General features: G+C 67.3%; 23 protein-coding genes. 9 read left to right on the top strand and 14 right to left on the bottom strand.

The window, feature by feature from the left end:
• Positions 1–73: 73 nt before the first annotated feature.
• On the top strand, positions 74–1,036 hold the full coding sequence (locus ACWGE0_RS34940; protein WP_452265158.1) for a TIR domain-containing protein: 963 nt from the start codon (positions 74–76) through the stop codon (positions 1,034–1,036).
• Here ACWGE0_RS34940 and ACWGE0_RS34935 read toward each other — a convergent pair.
• The gene (locus tag ACWGE0_RS34935; protein WP_452265157.1) at positions 1,033–1,449 is read right to left on the bottom strand and encodes a hypothetical protein; all 417 of its coding nucleotides are present in this window, start codon (positions 1,447–1,449) and stop codon (positions 1,033–1,035) included. The two genes, ACWGE0_RS34940 and ACWGE0_RS34935, sit on opposite strands and share 4 nt — an antisense overlap.
• A gap of 117 nt (positions 1,450–1,566) precedes the next feature.
• Here ACWGE0_RS34935 and ACWGE0_RS34930 point away from each other — a divergent pair, with 117 nt between their 5' ends.
• Positions 1,567–1,911, top strand: coding sequence for a hypothetical protein (locus ACWGE0_RS34930; RefSeq protein ID WP_452265156.1), 345 nt, complete (start codon positions 1,567–1,569; stop codon positions 1,909–1,911).
• Here ACWGE0_RS34930 and ACWGE0_RS34925 read toward each other — a convergent pair.
• Positions 1,901–3,412, bottom strand: a complete 1,512-nt coding sequence (locus ACWGE0_RS34925) for a sodium:solute symporter family protein (RefSeq protein ID WP_452265155.1) — start codon at positions 3,410–3,412, stop codon at positions 1,901–1,903. The two genes, ACWGE0_RS34930 and ACWGE0_RS34925, sit on opposite strands and share 11 nt — an antisense overlap.
• Before the next feature lie 242 nt (positions 3,413–3,654).
• Here ACWGE0_RS34925 and ACWGE0_RS34920 point away from each other — a divergent pair, with 242 nt between their 5' ends.
• Complete coding sequence (locus tag ACWGE0_RS34920) at positions 3,655–4,296, top strand: response regulator transcription factor (protein ID WP_452265154.1); 642 nt, start codon at positions 3,655–3,657, stop codon at positions 4,294–4,296.
• Here the strand turns inward: ACWGE0_RS34920 and ACWGE0_RS34915 are convergent.
• Positions 4,258–4,836, bottom strand: a complete 579-nt coding sequence (locus ACWGE0_RS34915; RefSeq protein ID WP_452265153.1) for a TetR/AcrR family transcriptional regulator — start codon at positions 4,834–4,836, stop codon at positions 4,258–4,260. The two genes, ACWGE0_RS34920 and ACWGE0_RS34915, sit on opposite strands and share 39 nt — an antisense overlap.
• An 81-nt stretch (positions 4,837–4,917) precedes the next feature.
• Between ACWGE0_RS34915 and ACWGE0_RS34910 the strand changes: the two genes are divergently transcribed.
• Entirely contained in the window at positions 4,918–5,952 is a 1,035-nt protein-coding gene (locus ACWGE0_RS34910) for an FAD-dependent oxidoreductase (protein ID WP_452265152.1), read from the top strand.
• Positions 5,953–6,103: 151 nt separating this feature from the next.
• Positions 6,104–7,939, top strand: coding sequence for an acyl-CoA dehydrogenase (locus tag ACWGE0_RS34905; RefSeq protein ID WP_452265151.1), 1,836 nt, complete (start codon positions 6,104–6,106; stop codon positions 7,937–7,939).
• Between the two features lie 68 nt (positions 7,940–8,007).
• Here the strand turns inward: ACWGE0_RS34905 and ACWGE0_RS34900 are convergent, their stop codons facing one another.
• The 7 genes from ACWGE0_RS34900 to ACWGE0_RS34870 all read right to left on the bottom strand — a co-directional run bounded on the left by ACWGE0_RS34900 (position 8,008) and on the right by ACWGE0_RS34870 (position 15,950).
• A complete protein-coding gene (locus ACWGE0_RS34900; RefSeq protein ID WP_452265150.1) occupies positions 8,008–8,931 on the bottom strand; it encodes a hypothetical protein in 924 nt (307 codons plus the stop codon).
• 23 nt (positions 8,932–8,954) lie between these two features.
• Positions 8,955–9,923 carry an FG-GAP repeat domain-containing protein gene (locus ACWGE0_RS34895; protein WP_452265149.1) on the bottom strand — a complete coding sequence of 323 codons (969 nt, stop codon included), beginning with the start codon at positions 9,921–9,923 and terminating at the stop codon, positions 8,955–8,957.
• 77 nt (positions 9,924–10,000) lie between these two features.
• Positions 10,001–10,789: a DUF1206 domain-containing protein gene (locus tag ACWGE0_RS34890; RefSeq protein WP_452265148.1), complete on the bottom strand. Its 789-nt coding sequence runs from the start codon at positions 10,787–10,789 to the stop codon at positions 10,001–10,003.
• A 46-nt stretch (positions 10,790–10,835) separates the two neighbouring features.
• The gene (locus tag ACWGE0_RS34885; protein WP_452265179.1) at positions 10,836–12,620 is read right to left on the bottom strand and encodes a VanW family protein; all 1,785 of its coding nucleotides are present in this window, start codon (positions 12,618–12,620) and stop codon (positions 10,836–10,838) included.
• A 282-nt stretch (positions 12,621–12,902) separates the two neighbouring features.
• Positions 12,903–13,196: a GroES family chaperonin gene (locus ACWGE0_RS34880; protein ID WP_319965040.1), complete on the bottom strand. Its 294-nt coding sequence runs from the start codon at positions 13,194–13,196 to the stop codon at positions 12,903–12,905.
• A 36-nt stretch (positions 13,197–13,232) separates the two neighbouring features.
• Complete coding sequence (locus ACWGE0_RS34875) at positions 13,233–15,053, bottom strand: NHL domain-containing thioredoxin family protein (protein ID WP_452265147.1); 1,821 nt, start codon at positions 15,051–15,053, stop codon at positions 13,233–13,235.
• Positions 15,054–15,098: 45 nt separating this feature from the next.
• Positions 15,099–15,950, bottom strand: a complete 852-nt coding sequence (locus ACWGE0_RS34870; protein ID WP_452265146.1) for a pentapeptide repeat-containing protein — start codon at positions 15,948–15,950, stop codon at positions 15,099–15,101.
• A 121-nt stretch (positions 15,951–16,071) separates the two neighbouring features.
• Here ACWGE0_RS34870 and ACWGE0_RS34865 point away from each other — a divergent pair, with 121 nt between their 5' ends.
• Complete coding sequence (locus ACWGE0_RS34865) at positions 16,072–17,091, top strand: NAD(P)-binding domain-containing protein (protein ID WP_452265145.1); 1,020 nt, start codon at positions 16,072–16,074, stop codon at positions 17,089–17,091.
• On the opposite strand, the gene ACWGE0_RS34860 is transcribed toward ACWGE0_RS34865, so the two are convergent.
• Positions 17,088–17,756, bottom strand: coding sequence for a dienelactone hydrolase family protein (locus ACWGE0_RS34860; protein WP_452265144.1), 669 nt, complete (start codon positions 17,754–17,756; stop codon positions 17,088–17,090). The two genes, ACWGE0_RS34865 and ACWGE0_RS34860, sit on opposite strands and share 4 nt — an antisense overlap.
• Before the next feature lie 74 nt (positions 17,757–17,830).
• Here ACWGE0_RS34860 and ACWGE0_RS34855 point away from each other — a divergent pair, with 74 nt between their 5' ends.
• A complete protein-coding gene (locus ACWGE0_RS34855; RefSeq protein ID WP_452265143.1) occupies positions 17,831–18,604 on the top strand; it encodes an HAD family hydrolase in 774 nt (257 codons plus the stop codon).
• Here ACWGE0_RS34855 and ACWGE0_RS34850 read toward each other — a convergent pair.
• On the bottom strand, positions 18,601–18,945 hold the full coding sequence (locus ACWGE0_RS34850) for a PIN domain-containing protein (RefSeq protein ID WP_319964883.1): 345 nt from the start codon (positions 18,943–18,945) through the stop codon (positions 18,601–18,603). The two genes, ACWGE0_RS34855 and ACWGE0_RS34850, sit on opposite strands and share 4 nt — an antisense overlap.
• 14 nt (positions 18,946–18,959) lie before the next feature.
• Positions 18,960–20,327 carry a S28 family serine protease gene (locus tag ACWGE0_RS34845; RefSeq protein ID WP_452265142.1) on the bottom strand — a complete coding sequence of 456 codons (1,368 nt, stop codon included), beginning with the start codon at positions 20,325–20,327 and terminating at the stop codon, positions 18,960–18,962.
• Positions 20,328–20,464: 137 nt separating this feature from the next.
• On the opposite strand from ACWGE0_RS34845, the gene ACWGE0_RS34840 reads away from it, so the two are divergent.
• Together ACWGE0_RS34840 and ACWGE0_RS34835 are read left to right on the top strand one after the other, a co-directional pair.
• On the top strand, positions 20,465–21,640 hold the full coding sequence (locus ACWGE0_RS34840; RefSeq protein WP_452265141.1) for an LGFP repeat-containing protein: 1,176 nt from the start codon (positions 20,465–20,467) through the stop codon (positions 21,638–21,640).
• Positions 21,641–21,645: 5 nt separating this feature from the next.
• Positions 21,646–22,785 (top strand): LGFP repeat-containing protein, encoded by a 1,140-nt coding sequence (locus ACWGE0_RS34835; RefSeq protein WP_452265140.1) that lies wholly within the window; start codon positions 21,646–21,648, stop codon positions 22,783–22,785.
• Here ACWGE0_RS34835 and ACWGE0_RS34830 read toward each other — a convergent pair.
• Positions 22,782–23,636 carry an NAD(P)-dependent oxidoreductase gene (locus ACWGE0_RS34830; protein WP_452265139.1) on the bottom strand — a complete coding sequence of 285 codons (855 nt, stop codon included), beginning with the start codon at positions 23,634–23,636 and terminating at the stop codon, positions 22,782–22,784. The genes ACWGE0_RS34835 and ACWGE0_RS34830 overlap by 4 nt on opposite strands.
• Between the last annotated feature and the right edge of the window lie 86 nt (positions 23,637–23,722).

Here is a 23,722-nt window from a genome sequence, read left to right as displayed (position 1 = left end):
GTTTCTTTTGGCCCCAACCGGTAGAGTGGCCGCTTCGGCCTCGGCCAGATCTCCGTGATGCGAGGTGGTCACCGTGACGGCGTTCATCAGCCACTCCTTCGACAACAAGCCCGAGTTCGAGAACGTCACCGAGTGGCTGGATCAGCTGAACGTGCCGTACTGGCGCCCGGCCGAGATCAAGACCGGCAGTGCCTCGCTCCGTGACCAGCTCCGTGCGGCGGTGCAGACGTGCTCGGTGTGCGTTTTCATCGCCACCCATGCGTCAGTGAAGTCGAGTTGGTGCGGCGCGGAGCTGGGCGCTTTCTGGGGTGCCGGCACACCGATCATCGTGTACCTGGCCGACTCGTCGCTGCCGGAAAAGCATCTGCCGCCGATTCTTCAAGGGGACGCCTGGGAGCGGAAGCTGTCTGTCGTGGCGTCCAGAGCCGCGGAACTGGTCAGCCACCACCAGAGCGGGGCTCACACAGCTCCTGAGCCGAGCACGCTGGTCTCGAACATGAACGCCTCGCAGCTCGAGAAGGTCGTCACCGGGGCGCTCTCGCTCGCCCTGGCGCAGGTAGCCGACGAACCGGCCGGCATCGATGTGGAGACGGTCGCCTCTGAAGCCACGGACCGGACTCTGCGCGGACGCGCGAAGGTCGGGCTTCTCGGCGAAGACCCCGCGGAGAACTGGAAGCGACACATCCTTTGGGTTGACGACAACCCCGGCAACAACCAGCGCGAACGGAAGGTTTTCGAGTCGTTCGGCATCGAGTTCACTCTCGCCAGATCGACCCGGGAGGCCCTGAGCGTGCTCGATGAACGCCGGTTCGGCGCGATCATCTCGGACATGGGCAGAGTTGAGGGTCCGGAAGAGGGTTTCACCTTGTTGAACGAGGTCCGGTCGCGGGATCTCTTGACGCCGTTCTTCCTCTACACCGGCGCCTCAGCACGCCGACTTCGCCTGGAGGCGGCAGCGCGCGGAGCGCAGGGCTTGACGAGCGCGCCGGGCGAACTGGTGGACATCGTGACCACGGCTCTGGGGAAAACGGTCTAGTCGACCGGCAGGCCCCACGGCCGGCGGTCCAGCTCCACCCACCCACCTCCGCGAGCGAGAGCAGCGCGCACACCCGCCACGTGGTCGGCGAACGACGCGAGGTCGCCGTGCAGCAACTCGGCGCGTTCTACGTCCAACGGATGTGTGTCGTCATGCCACAGGTCGACCGCGAACGACGCGACGAACGACATCGACTGCAGGAGTTGTAGCAGCGCCATGGAAGGCCGCGGGCTCTCGTCGAGGTAGGAAGCCCGGATCTCCTCGCAGACGGCCAGCAGTGCCCGGACCTGGCGGATGGCGTCGGCCGGGGTGCCGTCCCACGACGGGTCCGGGTACACGCGGTCGCTCAGCTCCAGCCAGAGCCGCCACCCCGTGGCCAGTTCCGCGTCGTCTGCAGGACACCACTTACCCATGTGTCCACTGTGCATGCGTAACCGAGCATGAGTCTCGTGACGATGACGCACGCCACGGAACCAACGGGTCACACACGCGTCTTGAAGCGCATGACGCATGTGAGGCAAGGGCTTGGCGTGCTGTTGAAGCCGATGGCGGTCGGGCTCGCCATCGGGCTGGTCCTGACGTTGCTCGCGGTGCCGGCGCTCAAGTACGAGCTGGCCGACCACGCCAACCTCATCACCCGCATCCTGGCCTACGGTTTCCTGCTCGTGCCCGTCGCCGTCGTCACCGTGCTGAAGAGCTCCTACCCGGTCACGCACACGACCGGGCTCGTGGCGGGCGCCACGGCCATTCTCGCCACCGCCGGCCAGACGTACACCGGTACGCCGATGCCCTACATCTGGCTCGCGGCGGCGACCCTGTTCGGGTGCGCCGCCGCGAGGATCATGCAGAAGGAACGTGCCGCCGTTACGCCTTGACGGCGGCCACGTCGGGCTCGTCGGACTTCAGCGAGTCGATCAGCGCGTCGCGCTCCGGCGAGGCTTCCGGCTTCGCGAAGCCGATCGTCAGGTAAAGGACCAGGGAGACCAGCAGCGGCGTCGAGACGATCAGGGCCTGCGAGACGACGAAGTCCTTCAGGAACTGCTGCTCGACGTAGAGGAACGCCCAGGTGCTGAGACCACCGATGGTCGACGACAGCGCTGCCGTCGGGCCGAACTTCCGGAACCACGGGAGCAGGCCGAGCATCAGCGGAATCGCGATCGGGCCCATTGTGGCCGCGACCAGGGCAATCACGACCTTCAGCACGAAGCCCTTGGTGTCTGCTGTCAACGCGATGGTCATCGACAGGCCGATGAACAGGAACGTCGTGATGCGCGCCAGTTTCAACTGAGCATCCGCGGTCATCTCACGGGCGCCCTTCCAGATGCGCGGAAGGATGTCGCGGGTGATGACGGCGGTGATGACGTTGGCGTCGGACGAGACCATCGCCATCGTGTGCGAGAAGAAGCCGGCGAGGACGAGGCCCACCATGCCCGCGGGGAGCATGGCCTTGCCCATCTCGACGTAGGCCTGCTCGGCGTTGGCCTCCATTCCCGGCACGATCAGCGGCGCGGCCCACATCGGGAAGAACAGGATGAGTGGCCAGACGAGCCACAGCCCGGCGGACAGCAGGGCCGAACGCTTCGCGGCGAAGCCCGACGGGGCCGCCATGTAGCGCTGGGCCAGGTTCCACATGCCGCCGTTGTACTCGAGCGTCTTGATCAGGAAGAGCGCCATGAAGAACGTCAGCGTGTAAGGGCCGGTCAACGGGTCGCTGTGGCTCGCAGGGAGCTTGTCCCAGATCGTCCACATGAAGTCGATGCCACCGAAGTGCGACGCGACCGCGAAGAACATCGCGAGGCCGGCGGCGCCCTGGATGATGAACTGGCCGAAGTCCGTCAGCGCGTCGGCCCACAGACCGCCGAGCACCGAGTAGACCATCGTGACGACGCCGACGAGCGCGATGCCCCAGAAGATCGGGACTCCGGCGAAACCCTGCAGCAGCAGCGCGACGGCGACCCACTTGGCCGCGATGTCGACGACCTTGAGGCTGGCGCCCGCCCATGCCATGAGCTGCTGGGTCGGCACGTTGTAGCGGATTGCCAGGTACTCGAGCGGCGACTTCACGTCGTGCTTGGCGCGCAGCCGGTTCCAGGCAGGTGCCCAGAGGAACGCGCCGATGCCGACACCGATACCGATCGTCAGCGACCACCAGATGTAGACCGTGAGGCCGAGCCGGTACGCCTCCGCCGCGAACGCGACGAACATGACAGCGCTGTACCCGGACATGTGGTGCGAGATGCCTGACAACCACCACGGCATCTTGCCGCCCGCGGTGAAGAAGTCGGCGATGTTCTTGATCCGCCCACGGGACCAGAGACCGATGCCGACCATCACCACGAAGTAACCGGCGACCACGATCCAATCGAGGGTGCCCATGTGACCTCCTTGCGTGCACACACGTGTGCCCGCGAGAGCACCAGGCCTCATGGCGGCGGAACCTGGCACATCCGCACGGGATATGTGACGTAGGTCTTACGAGACTGTTGCCCCGGGACGGAAGACCTTCGGCGGTCTTGAATCACATTCGTGACCCTTGTTCATCCACGTGAACCGACTATTCCGCGTCACACGTCCGAGGGAACGACGTCTCTCCTCCGGAAGCACGAACGGAGGTGCTGATGCTCCCGCCCAACCGGCCTGCCCCCGGTGTCGCGCTGATCGACCCGGTGCCGCTGTACCGCGAAGGCCTGTCCGCCCTGATCAGGCGGACCGGCGGCCTGCGCTGGCTCGGTTCAACGGGTGATCTGCACGCTGCCGTTCGCCTGCACGAACGACTGCGCCCCGACGTGCTCCTCATCGACTCCGTGCTCGATCCGGTCGGCCACCTGGCCCGGCTGCTGGTCGAACGCGACCCGAATCTGCTGATCATCGGACTCGTCCGCGACGCGCACTCGCACGCGAACTACGTGACGAGCGTGTTAGAAGCAGGTGTTCGCGGCGTCGTGCCGCGTTCGGCCCAGCCGGAGCAGATCGTCCGGGTGATCGCCGAGACGTGCCGGTCCCGCGGCTACGTGCATCCCGACCTGCGCCCGACGAAGGAACGTCCGACGCTCACCCGGCGCGAGTACGAGGTGCTCACGCTCATCGCGGACGGCCTGGAGAACCAGCAGGTCGCGAACGAGCTCATCGTGTCCGTGGAGACCGTGCGGACCCACGTGAAGGGCATCCTGCGCAAGCTCAGCGCGCGCGACCGAACGCACGCGGTGTCGCTCGCCTATCGGTCAGGACTGCTGATCGGCCGACCAGCCGTGCTCGAGTAGTCCGAACACCTCGTCGGCGGCCCGTTCACGGTCCGGCCGATCGAAGATCAGGTCCCGCGCCTCCAGGGCGAACCGGGCCAGCGCGGCGCACCTGGCGTCATCTTCCGGCGCACCGATTTCCGCCGCGATGACGCGCGCCAACGCGTCCTGATGGCGCATCCACATCCCGTGCCCGTACGCACGCAACGCCGGTGTCGTCCGCACCAGCCGTTGGAAGTCGACGAACAACGGGTGGTCGGCGTGCCCTTTGGCCGCCCCGACGAAGTGGTCCCGCAACGCCCGCGGGATCGACTTGCCGGCCGGACGGTCGCGCACCGCGCCGAGCAGCGCGGACTCCTGCTCCTCGTCCTCGTCGAAGAGCAGCGCCTCCTTGCTCGGGAAGTGCTTGAACAGCGTCGTCACCGACACGTCCGCGCGGTCGGCGATCTCCTTCACGCCCACGTCGTCGAACCCGCGCGCCATGAACAGCTCCAGCGCCGCGTCGGCGATCGACTGGCGGGTCTGCAGCTTCTTGCGCTCACGGCGGCCGAGTTCGGTCACCGCCGGATCCTACCTGAAAGTTAACTGAGTACAAAAGTGTAGCGATTGCACTTTTGTAGTGGATACGCTTTCATCGACGGCATGACCACACCACGCATCGCCATCGCAGGGGCCGGCATCGGCGGCCTCACCTGCGCCCGCGTTCTCCAGCTGCACGGCTTCGACAACGTCACCGTCTTCGAACAGGAGAGCTCGCCGGAAGCCCGCCAGCAGGGCGGCACCATCGATCTGCACGCCGACAGCGGCCAGGAGGCGATCCGCGCCGCCGGCCTGTTCGACGAGTGGCGCGCGCTCGCCCGCTTCGAGGGCCAGGAGCAGCGCAAGGTCGACCACGCCACGGCCGCGTTGATCGAGCACGAACCGGCGGAGGGCGACTTCCGCCCGGAGATCGACCGCGGCCAGCTGCGCAGGCTCCTGCTCGACTCACTGGCGCCGGGAACCGTCAGCTGGGGCCTCGGCATCGACTCCGCCGCACCGGGCGAGATCACGTTCCCCGACGGCTCCACTGCCACGTTCGACCTGGTCATCGGTGCGGACGGCGCCTGGTCACGCGTGCGCCAGGCCTTGACCGACGCGATCCCGCAGTACACCGGCGTGATGTTCATCGAGACCCGCCACGACGATGACGAACGACTGCTCGACCTCACCGGCCAGGGCACGATGCTCGCGGACCACGAGGGCCTGATGCTGTGGGCGCAGCGCAACAGCGGCGATCACATCCGCGCGTACGCGTGCCTGCGCGCGCGTGAGGATTGGAGGCCCTCCAACGCCGAGCTGCTGGACCTCTACGCGGACTGGCACCCGGACCTCAGGGCGTTCTTCGCCGGCGAGCTGACCTACCGGCCCCTCTACGCGCTGCCGGTGCCCCACATCTGGGACCACACGCCAGGCATCACGCTGCTCGGTGACGCGGCCCATCTGATGCCTCCGCTGGGCGTCGGAGCGAACCTGGCCATGCAGGACGCGGCCGAACTGGCGCTCGCGATCGCCGAACACGGTGTCCGAAAGGGTGCGCAAGCCTACGAATCTGTCATGTTGCCGCGCGGGATCAGCTTCGCCGAGCGCACGAACCCCGCACTGCTGCACATGGTTTCTGAGCGCCCGATACGCGTCTGACCGGCTCTCATGCCCGATTCAGGGTGGTTGCGGAAGTGTCTGATTCGCCACCAGTGGGTGGTCGCCCTTGCCGGGGTTACTGTCGGGTAATACTCTGTTGTTACCGGTCAGTAGGCGACCCCGCCGCGACCCTGAGGAGTGAGCTGACGAGATGGGCCACTACAAGAGCAACGTCCGGGATCTCGAGTTCAACCTGTTCGAGGTCTTCAACGTGCAGGACCACCTCGGCACGGGGCCGTTCGAGCAGTCCGACGAGGACACGGCGCGCAGCGTGCTGGCCGAGGTGAAGAACCTCGCGGAGGGTGTCCTGGGGGACTCCTTCGTCGACGCAGACCGCAACCCACCGGTGTTCGACCCCGCGACGCACACGGCGACCCTGCCGGAGTCGCTGAAGAAGTCGTACCAGGCGGTGTGGGACGGCGAGTGGTACCGCCTGTTCCTGCCGAACGAGCTGGGCGGCTTCGGCACCCCGCCGTCGGTCACCTGGGCCGCGTCCGAGCTGCTGCTCGGTGCGAACCCGGCGGTCTACATGTACCTGGCGGGCCCCAGCTTCGCGACGGTCGTCTACAACAACGGCACCGAGCGCGACAAGCAGTGGGCGCAGCTGATGATCGACCGCGGTTGGGGCGCCACGATGGTGCTCACCGAGCCGGACGCCGGTTCCGACGTGGGCGCCGGCCGCACCAAGGCCATCAAGCAGGACGACGGCACCTGGCACATCGAGGGCGTGAAGCGCTTCATCACGTCCGCTGACCAGGACATCACCGAGAACATCATGCACATGGTCCTGGCGCGTCCCGAGGGCGAAGGCATCGAGGCGAAGCCGGGCACCAAGGGCCTGTCGCTGTTCCTGGTGCCGAAGTTCCACTTCGACCCCGAGTCCGGCGAGCTGGGCGAGCGCAACGGCGCCTTCGTGACCAACGTCGAGCACAAGATGGGCCTCAAGGCGTCCACCACGTGCGAGCTGACGTTCGGCCAGCACGGCGTGCCCGCCAAGGGCTGGCTGCTGGGCGAGGTGCACGACGGCATCGCGCAGATGTTCGACGTCATCGAGTACGCCCGCATGATGGTCGGCACCAAGGCCATCGCGACGCTGTCGACCGGTTACCTGAACGCGCTGTCCTACGCCAAGGAGCGCGTGCAGAGCGCCGACCTGACGCGCATGACGGACAAGACCGCCCCGCGCGTCACCATCACCAACCACCCCGACGTGCGCCGCAGCCTGATGCTGCAGAAGGCGTACGCCGAGGGCCTGCGCGCGGTGTACCTGTACGCCGCCACTCAGCAGGACAAGGTGATGCTCGGCGGCGACGACGCGAAGCTGGCGGCCAAGGTCAACGACCTGCTGCTGCCGATCGTCAAGGGCGTCGGTTCGGAGCGCGCGTACGAGCAGCTGGCGCAGTCGCTGCAGACCCTGGGCGGCTCGGGCTTCCTGCAGGAGTACCCGATCGAGCAGTACATCCGCGACGCGAAGATCGACTCGCTGTACGAGGGCACCACGGCCATCCAGTCGCTGGACTTCTTCTTCCGGAAGATCATCCGCGACAAGGGCCAGGCGCTCGGCTTCATCAACGGCGAGATCCAGACGTTCCTCGACAACGAGGGCGGCAACGGCCGTCTGAAGGAGGAGCGGGCGCTGCTCAAGCAGGGTCTCGAAGACCTGCAGGGCATGCTCGGCGCGCTGGTCGGATTCCTGACCACCTCGCAGGAGGACGTCCGCAACCTCTACAAGGTCGGCCAGAACTCGGTCCGCCTGCTGATGACCGCGGGTGACGTCCTCGTCGGCTGGCTGCTGCTGCGCCAGGCGGAGGTCGCGCTGCAGAAGCTCGCGGGCACGCCGTCGGCCAAGGACAAGGCGTTCTACGAGGGCAAGATCGCCGTGGCGTCGTTCTTCGCGAAGAGCGTGCTGCCGGAGCTCACCGCCCGTCGCAAGATCGCCGAGCAGACCGACAACGCGCTGATGGACATCGACGAGAGCGTCTTCTAGGCGCTTCAACGACAACGGGTCCGCGCACCTCCTGCCCGAGGTGCGCGGGCCCGTTTTTCATTGCCTCGTCAGGAGATCTGGTCGACGGTGTACCAGCCCGTGCTGAGCACTCGCGGGGCCAGATAGGTGTTGTAGACGTCGCTCTCGTCGAACCGGCCGCTGTGCACGTACGCGACCAACGCGCCGTCGCTCTTCCTGCGGCCCAACAGGTCGGGGATGCCGTCGCCGCTGATCTCCTTGAGCATCAACGAGTCCAGCGTGTCCCAGCCCCAGCCGATCGTGATCTCCCGGACGCGGCCGGTGCTGTTCTCGACCTCGAACTTCTGCACCGCGAGCCTGCCGTTCGCGTACTCGACGATCCGGTCGCGGTGCGGGCCCCTCGTCACCGAGCCGGGCACCTCCGAGTACTGCGTCCAGACGACTCGGCCCTTGCTCTCCCGGTCGATGCCGAACTGCTCGAAGTGGTCGGCGCCGTACACGAGCTTGTTCTGGTAGTGGTAGAGCGAGGTCTCGTTGTCGCTGGCGTAGATCTTCTCGATGTCGTCGAGGCCGTCGCCGCGGACCGTGCGGATCACGGCCTTGCCCCAGCCGTCGGCGTGGTACCAGAAGTTCTTGCCGGCGATCTCGCGCTGGCGCAGCGTCGCGATGCCGTTGAAACCGGCGTTCGGGTAGAGCCAGAGGTTGCCGTCGTGGTCGGAGGCGACGACGTCGCTCGGGCCGGCACCGTCGGCCCTGGCGGTGGCGATCCAGTGGTAGTTCACGTCGCGCCAGCCGTAGCCGATCGTCACCGGCGCGCCGAAGTTGCCGCCGTCGATCTGCGGGTAGACGACGAGCCGTCCGTCGGAGGTGCGCGCGGTGATGTCGGACTTGCCGTCGCCGGTCACATCACCCGACGGACGGGGCGAAGTGCCGGGCTCAGCGGTCGCCGGCATGGCGAGGCCGGTGACGGACAGGGCGACGACCGCGGCGGCGATCCAGGTTCTTCTTCGCATGGCTTTTCTTTCCCCCGGTTCGGTCAGCTGATGACGTTGTTGGTGTTCCAGCCGTAGCCCATCAGGGTCGGCGCCTGGAACGTCGCGATCGGGTTGGCCGGGTTCCACGTCTGCGAGTGCCGGTAGCCGACCAGCTCGCCGTTGTGCCGCCTGCCGATCAGGTCTGGCCAGGCGTCACCGCTGTACGCGCTGACACCGACGAAGTTGAGCGTGGTGAACCCGTGGCCGAGGGTGTAGTTGGCCTCCTCGCGGAACGAGAACACCTTCAGCGTGTCGGCCGGGTCCAGGTACAACAGGTCGGGGGAGCCGTCGAAGGTGACATCTGCCATGTTCATGTCCACGACGTACCTGACGCCGTACATCAGCGCTTCCGGTGCGCTGTACCGCGCTACCCCACCGAAGTTGCCGAGGTGGCGGTAGATGTACGCCATGTCGGTGTTCACCCGGCGGGCGATGATGTCGTCGCGGCCGTCGCCGTTGAAGTCGTGAAGCAGCACCAGGTCGTTGATGTTCCAGCCGGTGCCGAGGACGTACGACGGGCCGAGGGTGTTGAGGCCGTCGAAGGTCCCCGAGTGCGGGTAGACCCGCATCGTGCCCCCGCTGTCGATGCTGACCACGTCGGCCAGCTGGTCGTCGGTGATCCGGCCGGCACCGATCCAGCGGAAGCCGCCCCACCCGTGGTTGATGGTCACGGCGGGCTGGAAGGTGTCGAAGCCGCCGTCGAAGTTGTTGCCGTGCGGGTAGATCTTGAGCACGCCGTTGTCGGCCTGTCTCGCGAGGATGTCCGGCAACCCGTCACCGGTGAAGTCGCCGGATCTGGCGCCGCTGCTCGCGGAGCTGGCACCGGCGTACCCGCCGGTCTCGGCCGGCTGCATCCCGGTGGACTGGACACCGGGCGGCTCGGGCGCGGCGACGACGGCCGGAGTTGTGGATGCGGCAGTAGATGTCAGCAATGCCGCCGTGGCGACCAGGAGGCTCCATTTGCGCTGCATGCGCGCATCATGCAGGCCGTCCCCGTGTTGCCGCAGCGGAATCCGGCAACGCGGGGACGGCTGCGGTCAGCGAACCTTCACTCCTTGAGCGCGCGTGCGGCGACGAAGCAGTACACGCCGAACGCGGCGATGCCGATCGCGACCGCACTGAGCAGGAACATGCCGTAAGGCTGTGCTGCCAACGTCTTCAGCGCCTTGTCCATGCCACCGGACTGCTGGGGATCCGCGTTGATCGCGGCGAGTCCTACGAGGACACCGATCACGCCGTACGCAACGCCCTTGCCGATCCAGCCGATCCGGCCGACGGGCTCGATCCACGACGGCGCACGGCTCATGTCGAGGTCCTTCTCGAAGGACTTCTTGATTCCCTTGTAGATGATCACGCCGGCGACGCAGAGGATGCCGATCGCGATCGCGCCGACGATGAACTGACCGGCGGGCAACGCGAGCACCTGCGCGGTGAGTTCTTGCTGCTGCTGGTTCTGGTCGCCGGAACTGCCGCTCGTCGCGTACTTGAAGGCACCGAGCGCGATACCGGTCGCGGTGATGGCGCGGGCGGCGGAGCCGATGCGCTTGGAGATCCGCTTCCGCTTCTTGCCGATGTAGGTGTAGCCCACGAAGGCGAGCAACAGCTGCCACAGCGCGAAGAACACCAGCCCTATCGCGAGCGTCCACAGCACCCAGGCGCCGCCCTGGGCGATGTCGCTCACCGCGCCTTTCGAGTCGGCCTGTTCGGAGTCACCGAACGCGACCTGGATCGCCAGCCACGCCACCAGGACGTGCACGACCCCGTACAGCACCATTCCCGCCCGCCCGAGGGTCTGGACGACGGGATGTCTTCGCGCCTGTTGCGCAACAGTGGCCACGAAGGGGTGAATACCCCCGCGTGGCCACGGTGAACCTGAATGTTGCTCAGCCGCCGGGCGGCGGCTCACAGATGATCTTGAACTGCGGGTCGTAGCGAACCGTGCGCGACTCGCTGCGGGACTGGCCGTTGCGGCGGTCCGTGATCGTGCGGGTGTCCGTCACCGAGAAGCCAGGAGCGCCGTTGCTCGGCGAGCACCCGGCCTTGCTGACCTTCTTCTCCTGCGGCTGGGTGGGGTTGAAATCGCCGCTGGTGGAGCCCGTGACGTCGTAGTTCTTGGTGCCCCAGAGCACGATCTTGATCGACGAGCCGGTCCAGATCGTCTGGATGGCGACGCCCGTGTCGTCCGGGTTCGTGAACGCGATGTCGATCAGGCTGTTGCCCGCGCCGTCCATGAACACGGTGGCCTCGCGGCCCTTCGGGTACCGCGTGATCCAGTAGCTGTGCTCCTTGTGGCCCGCGTCCTTCATGCCCGCGTAGTAGTACGCGTTGTAGAGCGTGGTCGCGAACTGCGAGATACCGCCGCCCACCGCCATGCCGGGGATGCCGTTCTCGATGATGCCCGCCTCGACGTAGCCCTGCGCGGTACCGCGGGGGCCGGTGTACTTGTTGAGGCTGAACGTCTCCTTGGGCTTCACGATCGCGCCGTTGACCTTCTGGGCGACGACCCGGATGTTGACGCCGGAGGCGGGGGCGAAGCCACCGGTCTGGAACTCGCCGATGACCTCCTTGATGCCCATCTTGTTCGCCTGCTCGGTGGTGACCTTCGCGGGCGTGTGCTTGTACTCGAACTTGACCTCGCGCGCGTCCGTCTTCTTCAGCGTGTCGAAGTAGGGCTGGAGGTTCTTGTCCCAGTCGAGGTCGAGGCCGTCCACCGACGGCTTGACGGTCGGCTTGCCGCCCTCGAAGACGATCTCGGCGTCCTTGCCCTGCTTGACCGTGTCCTTGAGCTGCGGCGTGGTCACCTCGGCGAGCTTGTCCTTGTTCGGCGTGACGGTCAGCGCGCCGCCTTCACCGGGAGCGAAGGCCAGCGTGGCCCCGATCTGCTCCGGCGTGAGCGTCGCGTCCTTGCCCTCGCCCTTGATGACGACCGGACCGGACACCGCGGTCTTGACGATCTCGTTGAGCGCCTTCTCGACGCCCTCCTTGGTCGTCTTCACCGGGGTGAAGTCCATCGGGACCTCGATCGGGTTGCCGGACGCCCAGTTCGCGACGACCGTGCTCGCGGCGTCCTCCGTCTTGAGCTTCTGGCCGTCGTGCGGCTCGACGGCGACCGGGTTGGCGCCCTCGAACTTGATGGTGCCCTCGATCGGGTCGTGGTCGAGCTTGGGGCGCATGGCCTCGAGCGCCCCGGAGACCTTGGCGTCGTCCGCCTTCGTCGCGACGCCGACCTCACGGCTGGTGAAGAACGAGGTCACGCGGGTGATCGGGCTGAGCGGCTGACTGCCGGCACGGTCGATCGTGCCGTTCCAGTCGAGCTCCAGACCCGCTGCCTTGGGATCGAGCTCGGTGGTGATGTCACCGGCCTTGAGCGCGACCGGCTTGCTCAGCCGCGGGCCTATCTCGTCGCGCAGCTTCTTCTCGGCCTCGTCGTGACCCATGCCGCCGACGTCGACGCCCGCCACGGTCACGCCGCGGGGCACGTTGCCGCTGGAGACGAGGATGTCCAGGCCGTAGAGCAGGCCGAACGCCCCGACCACTGCCGCGGCCACGATCAGGATCTTCTTCTTGTTGTTCTTCGGCTGTTCGTCGTCCTCGCCGGGCTCGATCATCACCGGCCCGTAGACGCCCGAGTCCTCCGGCTGCGGCAGTGGCGGGGCCACCGGCGCCATGTACTCGGTCGCGTCCTCGCTGGCCGGGAACCCGACGCCGGGCACGGCCGCGGTGACGGTCGGCTCGCTGTCCGGTTCCTCGGAAGGCCACGCCTCGGGAGGCGCACCGGTGGTCACTGGGCCGATCTTCGTCGTCTGCTCGGAGGCGGTGCCTCCGGGATTGACCGGCGGCATCGCTCTAGTCTTTTCAGCGTCGTACGGCACAGCTCTCCCCGTTGCCCTGTCTCTCCTGAGGCGGCATATGTGTATGTAGCTATCAGGCGCAGATCTCTTACCGGCGGCTCATAGGTACAGACCAGTACCGTGCTCGGTGAGCTCACTTGCCACAGCGTGCAGGTCGCGTTCCCTCATCACGAGATACGTGGTGCCGTGCACCTCGACCTCAAGCTGATCTTCCGGGTTGAACAGAACCCGGTCGCCCACCTTCACGTGCCGCACGCTGGTACCAGCCCCGAACACATCACCCCACGCCAACCGCTTCGCCATCTGGGCCGTAGCGGGGATCACGATGCCACCACTGGAACGCCGCTCGCCGTCCTCCGGCGAAATACGCACCATGACGCGGTCGTACAGCATCTGGATCTCGAGCTTGACATCAGGCACCAGCAGAGTCTACGTGCCTGCTGGACCAGCCTCGTCCATGCCGCCCATGAGCAGCGGCAGCCGGGTAGGTGCATCGGCAACAACTCGAACTGGAACCCCCCAGTCCTGCCTGGTCAGACGGCAGACCGGGTGTTCGTCGGCCGGATCGTCACTGCAACTGGCCGCCTGCGCTACTACGTGCAGAACTCCGTTCGTGACCTGATCGTTGATCCGCAACGCCCGTACCAGTTCGGTGCTGACACCCGCGCCCTCCAGGATCAGCTCCGGCGGTGAGCTGGTGATCTCCAGCCGAGTGGACGGTCCGTACCTTTCGTCCAGTTTGGTCCCGGTCGGCGGCGTGAAGACCACCGCGAGCTCGATCTCCCCGGACGCGATGTCGGTGGACGGCCGCTTGACCGCGTGCTCCTTGCCGTCGATCTTCGTGGCGGCCGCGGAGAACCGCTCGAGCCGATGAGCAGCGCTGGCCACGACCACCAGCTCGTCGTCGACGACGAGTGCGTCGGACGGCTCGGCGATGTCCGTCGCGATGGTGGTCAGCGTCTTCGTTTCGGGGTCGTAGCGCCTGATCGCGTTGTTGTAGGTGTCCGAAATGGCGAGCGAGTGGTCATTGAGGACGGTGACGCCCAGCGGGTGCTGCAGGAGCGCTTCCTCGGCGTCGCCGTCCTTGTGTCCAAACGCGAACAGGCCCTTGCCGATGACGGTGTGGACCTCGCCGTTCTCGAGGTACCGCAGCGCACTGGTCTCGGAGTCGACCATCCAGAGCCTGTCGCCGTCCGCGGCCAGCCCGGACGTCTGCGCGAAGAAGGCCTCCCGCGCCGGACCATCGTTGATGCCTTCGACCGTGGTGCCGGCAAGCCTGCTGACGGTGTTCTGGTCGGGGTCGAAGAAGCCGAGCGTGTGGTTGCCGGCCATGGCGATCGCCACGCCACCGTTCCACCACGCGACGTCCCACGGGCTGGTGAGGTCGATCTTGTCGGCGGGCCCGTCGGTCTCACCGTCGCGCCACTGCTCGCCCGTGCCCGCGAGCGTCGTGACCTCGCCCGTTTCGAGGTTGAGGCCCCTGATGAGGTGGTTGACGGTGTCCGCGACGACGACGTCGTAGCCGTGTGTGTTGGGAACGTTCGCGAGGCCGGCCGGCTCGGAGAAGGTGGGGTTGAGGCCGTCTTCTTTGCCGCGTTCGCCGGTGCCGATGCGGCGGATGACGGTCTCGCCGTCCGCTTCCAGCTCCACGATGCTGTGGTGGGCGGAGTCGCTCACCAGGATGGTGTTGCGCGGCGTGACGATGGCCTTGGCCGGGAACCGGAGCGTGGTGCTCGTGGGCTCCGGCGCGACGTACGGCCCCGAGCCGCGGTGCAACGTGCCCTTCGCGTCGTGCTCCTCGACCAGTTCCCTGATGATCGTCCTGAGCGCCTCGACGTGCCCTTCACCAGCGGCGACGTGCACGACGTAGCCCTCGGGGTCGACCAGCACGAGCGTCGGCCACGCCTTGACCGCGTAGTTCTGCCAGGTGGTGAGCTCGGGGTCGTCGAGGACCGGGTGATGCACCTCGTAGCGCTCGACGGCCGCCTTGAGCGCCTCGGCGTCGGCCTCGTGGACGAACTTCGGCGAGTGCACGCCGATCGTGACGAGGACGTCCTCCAGCTCTTTCTCGAGGGGGCGCAGCTCGTCCAGGACGTGCAGGCAGTTGATGCAGCAGAACGTCCAGAAGTCGAGCAGCACGATCTTGCCGCGCAGGTCCTTGAGGCTGACCGTGGTGTCACCGGTGTTCAGCCAGCCGCGTCCGACCAGCTCAGGGGCACGGACACGGGCACGGCGCTTCACAGTCGTCACGACCGTATCCAACACGGTGAGACAGGGCGTCCATTCCGATGTCCATCATGTGGACGGCAGCTTGAGGCCCGGCTTCTCGCCCTCGTCGAACACCGGCATCACGGTGATCTCCGCCTCCGACAGGTCCACCTCCCCGCCCGCGAACCGGGCCCCGCGGAACGACACCTCGCCGGCGTTGAACTCCGCGCCCTCGAACCGCACCCGCCCGCCGCTGAACTCCGCCTTGTCGAACGTCACGCGCGCGCCGTCGAACGAGGCGCCGCCGAACCACACCTCGCCGCCGCACACCTTCATGCCGTCGAACGAGATCCAGCCGCCGGGGAAGCGCGCCAGGCTGAGGAAGAACGTGCCGGCCGGGATGACGATGCCCGCGAAGTCGGCCGACCGCAGCACCGCGCGCACCAGGTCGAAGTCGTGGCCCTGCCAGCTGACCGGGGCGCCGGCGCGGAGGTGCTGGGCGATCACGCTGGTGAGCGTCAGGCGCACCTCGGACTCGGCGTCGTGGTACCACTCCGAGTCGAGGGCCGGCTCGTACGGGACGCGCAGGTAGGCGCACAGGACGTTGATGCAGACCTGGCGCTGTTCGGGCCATTCGTCGGCCAGTGAGGCCATCGCGTAGATGCCGGCCAGGCGGATGGTCGGGGCCTCGTTGCCGATCTGGTTGCAGGCGGCGCCGAAGCGTTCGTTGAGCAGCTTGGTTCGTTCGCGGGTTTCGGCGGACTCGCTGATGCGTTGTTTTCGATAAGCCACGACGAGTGCGACCACGCCGCCCACGCCCGCTACCACGGTCAGCGCGACCTTGATGATGTCGAGCCTGGCGTTTGACGCGGTCGGAAAGCCCAGCGCGGCCCAGAGAAGCGCTGCGGCCGCAGCAAAGACGGTTAGGCCGATCAGCACAACGAGGCCTATGTGCCTTTTGATTGACCAAAGCAGGCCGGAATCCACGATGATGGACGGTAACCGCCCGTCTGAACCTTTGCGCCGTGTTTGGCGTAGAGGACGCCGGGAGGTGCGTGTGATGGTGGAGTACCTGGTGATCGGTGCGGGTCCGGCGGGCCTGCAGATGGGGCGCTTCCTGCACCGCGCGGGCCGCGAGTACCTGATCGTCGAGGCGGGGGCGGAGCCGGCGAGCTTCTTCCGGACGTTCCCGCGGCATCGCGTGCTTTCCACGGACGACAACTCGTTGTTCGAAGGTGCGCCGTTTTCGCGGTACAGCAAGCGGTCTTTCCCCAACGCGGACGATCTGGTGCGGTATTTGGAGGATTTCGCGCGGCCGTTGAACGTCCGCTACAACACGACGGTCAGCCACGTGGACCAGTACCGGGCGCGGCACGTGATCATCGCGACCGGCAAGAAGCCTTACCTGCCGGCAATTCCGGGCATCGAGCTCGCCGAGACGTACGCGAGTGCCAGCACCGATCCGACCGAGTACGCGGGCAGGCGGGTGCTGATCATCGGACGCGGGCACAGCGCGTTCGAGACGGCGGACAACATCGCGGCGACGGCCAGGGTCACGCACACCGTGGGGCGGACGGTGCAGCGGATCGTCAAGGACGGCAACGAGTTCGTCGCCACGATCGACGGCACCGGCGAGCTGCGGTACGACAAGGTCATCGTGTGCGCGGGCTTCCGCAGGGACACGACCCTCGACGCGCCGCACGCGCACGTCGTCAGCGGTGACTCGATCAAAGCGATCCGGCACTCGGCCAGGGCGCTGCACCGGATGCTGGAGGCCGAACACCACGGCGTGCCGTGGCCGCACCGCAGACTGCGCAACCGGCCGGACGCGCTCGCGGCGACCATCGCCATGCGGGCCAGCGAGATCCCGGACGGGCTGGCGGACGTCGTTGTCCCGCAAGGACAGCACGCGCTTCTCTACGACGAGATGCCGACGACCGAACGCCGCGGCTTCGTGGTCACGAGCACCCAGATCAGCCACTACCGCAAGAACGAGCTGATCGCCGTGGAACACCGCCTGCACCGCAAGCCGCTGGAGAGGTTCTTCTCGCAGCAGCTCGCGGTGCCCTGCATCGCCTAGGCGGGAAGCGTGCGCGCGAGGAACGCCGCGGTCAGGTCCCAGGCCCGGCCGGCGGCGTCCTCGTCGTACCAGGGCGCCAGGTGGTTGAGGAACGCGTGGCCCGCAGGCTCCAGGTGGATCTCCGCGCCCTCGTGCGCGGCCACCGCGTCCACGACCTTCTGGTACCCGGTGATGAACGAGTCCTCGGTGCCGAAGTGGAACAGGATCGGGCAGGACACGTGGTCCAGCGTGTCGATCTGGTCCGGCACGCCAGAGCCGTAGAACGAGACGGCGGTGTCCGGGTCGGAGGCGGTGGCCGCCGCGTAGGCCAGGGTGCCGCCGAGGCAGAACCCGAGCACGCCGACGCCACCGGTGACCTCTGGCAGGCCGCGCAGGTACTCGACCGACGCCACGACGTCCTGCACGGCCAGCGGGAAGTCGAGCTTCCCGACGACCTCCATCGACTTCTGGATGCCGGCCTCGTCGTGCTCACCCACCCAGCCCGGCTCGAAGCGGTGGAACAGCTCGGGCACGGCCACGACGTAGCCGAGCGCGGCGAGCTTCTCGGCGATGCCCTGCAGGTATCCGTCCAGGCCGAAGATCTCCTGGATCAGGACGATGCCGGGGCCGGAACCGGACGAAGGCAGCCAAACCGGCAACGGCATGTCGTCAATTCGATGGGTCATGGATCGATCTTGCCCGAGAAGCTCGGTCCAGGTGCTCACCACCACGGCGCCGTTGGGTGGCCGATAATCGGCCGATGATCAGGCTGATCGCGACCGACCTCGACGGCACGCTCCTGCAGCCGGGCGGGGTGCTCAGCGACCGCACCCGCGCCACGCTCAACGCCGTCGACGCGGACGTCGTGGTCGTGACCGCGAGGCCGCCGCGGTTCGTGCAGGACCTCGACCTCACCGGGACGGCGATCTGCTCCAACGGCGCGATGATCTACGACCTGACGAATCGGGAGGTCACGCACGCGCAGACGGTGCCGTTCGACGTCGTGCGGAAGGTGTCGGAGGCGCTCGCGGAGGTGATCCCGAACGTGGGGATCGCGGTCGAGACCGGGCTGGAAGTGTTGTGCGAGCCCGCGTTCAAGGGGTTCAGCGCGAACAATCCACATCGGACACTGGAGTTGCTCGACCACGTCTTCGAGGAGGCGCACCAGGTCGTGCAGATGCTCGCCTGGGCGCCGGACTCCGAGAGCGACCACATGATGGAGATCGCCAAGCAAGCCGTCGGGCAGCACGTCACGGTCACGCACTCCGGCGGGCTCGGGCTGCTGGAGATCAGCCCGCCCGGCGTCTCGAAGGCGGCCACGCTGGAATCTCTTTGCGGTGCAAGGGGAATCGGCAAGCACGAGGTGATCGCGTTCGGGGACATGCCGAACGACCTGTCGGTGCTCGGGTGGGCCGGCACGGCGTATGCGATGGGCAACGCGCACCCGGTGGTCAAGCAGGCGTGCAGCAACCACGCCCCGCCGAACACCGAGGACGGCGTCGCCCAGATCCTCGAACGGCTCTTCCGGATCTAGCGGCGCGGCACCGAGGTGGGCCCTGCCACCTCGGCACCCAGCGCTGTCACCCGCCGCCGGAGCTCGCGGTCGGCGGTCACCACCGTCACCGACCGGCCGGCGCCCTCGGAACGGACCACCTCGACGATCGTGTCGTCGCCGTCGCCGGCGGCGGAGACCACGCGGACGTCAGGAATGCTGGACACGTTGCGCGCCTTGCCTTCCACGACGAGGACCACTTCCTCGTCGCGGCCGCTCAACGCGTCGCGGAGGCGTTCGGCCGCGCCCGCCCGGTCGCGCCACCACCCGTCGGGCACTGATCCCACGACGTTGGCAGCATCGACCACGAGCAACGGCTTCACGCCCTCAGAGTGCCTCAGCCCCGGCGCGCTCGCAGTGCGTCGAGCGAGTCGGGGTCGTCGCTCACGGCGAGAGAAGAGACAACGCCGGAGACGCCGGCCCAGCGCTGCACGGCGGCCGTTGCGGCGGCGCGTTCCTTCTCGGGCAGCTTCGCGATGTTGGAGCCGTGGTTGCCGCCCGGCACCGCGAACGACAGCGAGTCGCGCGTGCCCGGACCGAGGCGGAACGGTTCGGCGCTCCACGGGTCGTTCTGGCCGTTCACGAACAGCAGCCGTGAACCCTGATAGCGCACCCACGAGTCGACGTCACGCATGGCGGAACGGTCGAAACGCGGGAACCTGATCTCCGGCGACACCATCGAGCGCGGCACCGAGACACCGGGGTAGCGCAGCAGGTCGCGCACCGCCGACTCGTCCGCCTCCGGCCAGCCGAGCTGCGTGCCGGCCTGGTAGTAGTACGGCGCGTAGGGCGCCACGCCCGCGTCGGTGTAGAAGTCCCAGCCCACGGTCTTCTCCATAAACGTCCAGAGGTCGTCCACCGAGGCCGCGGCGCCCGGAACCAGAGCGCACTGCTCCTGAGTGCCGTACTGCCAGAACGTGAACGGCGTGTCGAGCACCAGGATCTCCAACGCCCGGTGCGCGCTGCCGAACTGCTTGTACGTGTAGCCCTTGGCTTCCAGGCGCGAAACGATCTCGTCGCGGTGCTGCAGGATCTGCCGCTGCACGCCCTCGAGCCGCTTGTTGCACGTCGGGTCGTTGCCGACGTTGCGGATGAACTCGCCGTACACGTCGCGGTCGTTCACCACGTCGTTCGGCGCGACGTAAGCAATGGTCGCGTCGACATCGCGCGGGAAGAAGCGGCGGTGGTAGATCGACGTCATACCGCCCTTGCTCGCACCCGTGGAGAGCCACTTGGCGCGGTAGATCTTCTTGAACGCCAGCACGATCCGGTGGTGGTCGTTGGCCGCCTGCCAGATGTTCAGGTCGTCCCAGTCGGCCGGCGCCGGGCGTGAGGGCGTGAAGAACCGCTGCTCGACGCTGAGCTGGTTGCCGTCGACGAGCCGCGCCGGTTCGGACGCGCCGATCGTGCCCGGCAGGCCGTAGCCGGTGGTGTGCAGCACCATCGGTTTGGCGTCGTCCTTGTGCAGCAACGAGAAGCGTTGCTCGAACTTCGTCCCGCGCGGCCGGTGGTGGTCCGCGGGCTGCTGAATGCCGAGGACGAACGTCCGCGCGGTGCCGGACGTCCCTTCGCTGATGATCCGGACGCCGGGCAGTGCGGCGATCCGGTCCTTGATGTCCGGGGCGGCGGACACGACCGAGGCGACAGCCAGGACCTGTGCCGATGCCAGGCCGAACGCCAGCAGGGAGCGTACGAGTCTGTTCACGCACCTGAAGCTAGCCAGCGCGAGCGTCTCAACGGACCGGCCGATCGGCGGGACTACAGGTCTCTTGCAGCGGACTTGGAGAGGCCTTGCAGACGAGCCCGCGAATCTTCAGCCAAGCCTGAAGAGGGAGATCGGAAATGAAGATTCGAGAGCTGCTCGGAACCAGTGCGGTCGCCGTCGCGCTCGTCATGGGAATGGCGAACGTGGCCACGGCTGACGACATGAGCGTGATGTTCAACTGCGGGACCTACCCCGCGGGCAAGCAGACAGCCAGGGACGAAGCCCTCGCCAGATCCACGACCTGGATCCAGGCGCGGGTGCCGTACAGCCAGAGCGCGTGCCACTCCAACCAGTTCGGCTCGTACCGCACCGACTGCAGCGGTTACCTGTCGATGATCTGGGGCCTGCACCACTCCTACACGACCTCGACGTTGCACGAGGTCTCGCACACCATCAACCGCGCTGACCTGCAGCCCGGCGACGCGCTGAACTGGCCGGGACAGCACACCGCGTTGTTCATCGGCTGGGCGGACGGCGCGCGGACCATGCCGCGGGTCCGTGAGCAGGCCGGCCCGAACGGTGCCGCCACGGTCGAGCGCAACTGGTCGGCCGCGACCGCCGCCAAGTACACGCCGATCCGCTACAACGGCATCATCTCGTACAACGTCGCCGGCGACATCGGCACGAAGTGGCGTGCGATGGGCGCGGACAACAGCCTCGTCGGCAGCCCGATCAACAACGAGCAGCCCGGCGCGCCCGGCGGTCGCTGGCAGGGTTTCCAGCGCGGCAACATCTACTGGACCCCGGCCACGAACGCCCACCCGGTGTACGGCGAGATCCTGACCAAGTTCATGAACTCCGGTGATGAGCACCGCTGGGGCTACCCGGTCAACGACGAGTCTCCTGGTGCGCACGGCGGCCGCTGGCAGGGCTTCCAGAACGCCAACTTCTACTGGACCTCCAGCACCAGCGCGTTCCCCGTCTTCGGCGAGATCCTCACCAACTTCATGAACAACGGTGACGAGCACCGCTGGGGCTACCCGCTGATGGAAGAAGCGCCCGGCGCCAACAACGGCCGCTACCAGAAGTTCCAGAACGGCATCTGGTACTGGTCCGCCCGCACCAGCGCCTACCCCGTCTACGGCGACATCCTGCAGAAGTTCGGCACCACCGGCGACGAGCACACCCACGGCTACCCCAAGGAAGCCGAGAAGGACTGGGCAGGCGAGGCCGGTGGCCGCATGCAGACCTTCGAGAACTCCACCTTCTACTGGACCCCCGCCAAGGGCGCCTGGTCCGTGGCGAACGGGTGATGGCCATGAAGACGACCACCACTGTCGCGATCGCTGTCCTGTCCCTGCTGCCGTTGGCCGGTGTCTCCCAAGCCGAACCGGCACACGTCTCCAACGCCGAGATGCAGGCCGCCTGCGCGGTTCCCGCCAACCGCGACCTCAACGTCACCCGGATCGTCCACAACGTCGGTGTCCGGCGCGGTGTGTCGGCCAAGGTGATGCTCGCCGGGTTCGAAGCCGGCTGGGTCGAGTCGCACATGAACAACCTCAACTGCGGTGACCGCGACTCGCTCGGCGTGTTCCAGCAACGGCCCTCACAGGGCTGGGGCACTCCCGAACAGATCATGAACGTCGACTACGCCGCCGACCGCTTCTTCGCCGAAGCGCAACGCGTCGAACCGAAGTACCCGAACCTCAGCGCGGGTCTGCTCGCGGACAAGGTGCAGCGCTCGTGCTGCCCCGCCCGCTACGACCAGGCAGAGGCGAAGGCCAGGCAGATGCTCGACGAGGTCCGCATCTCGGTCTACGGCGACATCGGCGTGAAGTGGCGGGCGATGGGCGCGGAGAACAGCGTCGTCGGCGCCCCGATCAGCAACGAGCAGCCGGGCGCACCCGGCGGCCGGTGGCAGGGATTCCAGCGCGGCAACATCTACTGGACCCCCGCCCTCAACGCCCACCCGGTCTACGGCGAGATCCTCACCAAGTTCATGAACACCGGTGACGAACACCGGTGGGGCTACCCGGTCAACGACGAGCAGCCCGGCGCACCCGGTGGCCGCTGGCAGAAGTTCCAGAACGCCAACTTCTACTGGACCTCCAGCACCGGCGCGTTCCCCGTGTTCGGGGAGATCCTCACCAACTTCATGAACAACGGCGATGAGCACCGCTGGGGATACCCGCTCATGGAGGAGGCCGTCGGCGCGAACAACGGCCGCTGGCAGAAGTTCCAGAACGGCATCTGGTACTGGTCGGCACGCACGAGCGCGTACCCGGTGTACGGCGACATCCTGCAGAAGTTCGGCACCACCGGGGACGAGCACACCCACGGCTACCCCAAGGAAGCCGAGAAGGACTGGACCGGCGAACCCGGTGGGCGCATGCAGACCTTCGAGAACTCCACCTTCTACTGGACCCCAGCCAAGGGCGCCTGGTCGGTCGGAAACTAGTCCTTGAAGCTGGCGAAGTAGGCGGCGGCCATGTCCTCGTCGCCATGGCCTCGGGTGACCGCGCGGTTCAGGCGGGCACCCGAGGCCATAGCCACGTCCAGCTCCACACCGGCGCGCACGGCCGCTTCGCGCACCAACAGCGCGTCCTTCAGCGCGTTCTGCACGGTGAAGGCCGGCGGGAACTCCCGCTCGATGATCGCGTTGCCCTTCATCTGCAGGTACGCGCAGTCCATCGCACCGCCGGAAACGGCTTCCAGGAACAGCTTCGGATCGAGCCCGGACGCCTCGGCGAGCGACACGGCCTCACCGACCGCGGCGGTCAGCGCGAGCACCCAGCTGTTCGCGACGAGCTTCAACCGGGACGACGAACCGGCTTCGCCCACCCACATCGTGCGGGCGCCGATCACGTCGAACACCGGCTGGACGCGGTCGCGGAGCTCGGACGCACCAGAAGCGAGCACGACGAGCTTGCCCTCGGTCGCCGGTTTCACACTGCCCAGCACCGGGGCGTCGACGAAGTCCAGCCCGAGCGAACGGGCGAGCGCGATGTGGTCGTCGATCGCGTCGACGCCGACCGTGGACGCCTGGATCCAGACGGCGTTGTGCGGCAACGCCTCCGCGGCCGCGTTCATGGTCTCGGTGACGGCGGCACCGTCGTTGAGCATGGTCAGGACGATCTCCACGCCCTCGACGGCCTGAGCCGGAGAGTCGGTGACGACCACGCCCTGGGCGGCAAGAGGTTCCGCCTTCGCTCGCGTGCGGTTCCAGGCACGGACTTCGTGTCCGGCTGCGGCGAGGTTGGCTGCGATGGGGGCACCCATGAGGCCGGTGCCGAGCACGGCGATCTTCATGTCCCCAGCAAACAAGAAACCTCGCGGTGCTGCCAGGTCGGGGGTCCGACAGCACCGCGAGGTCAACAGTGACATCGGCGGACCGA

It is taken from the genome of Lentzea sp. NPDC054927, from assembly GCF_053610285.1.
This window is presented reverse-complemented; position numbering and strand designations above follow the sequence as displayed.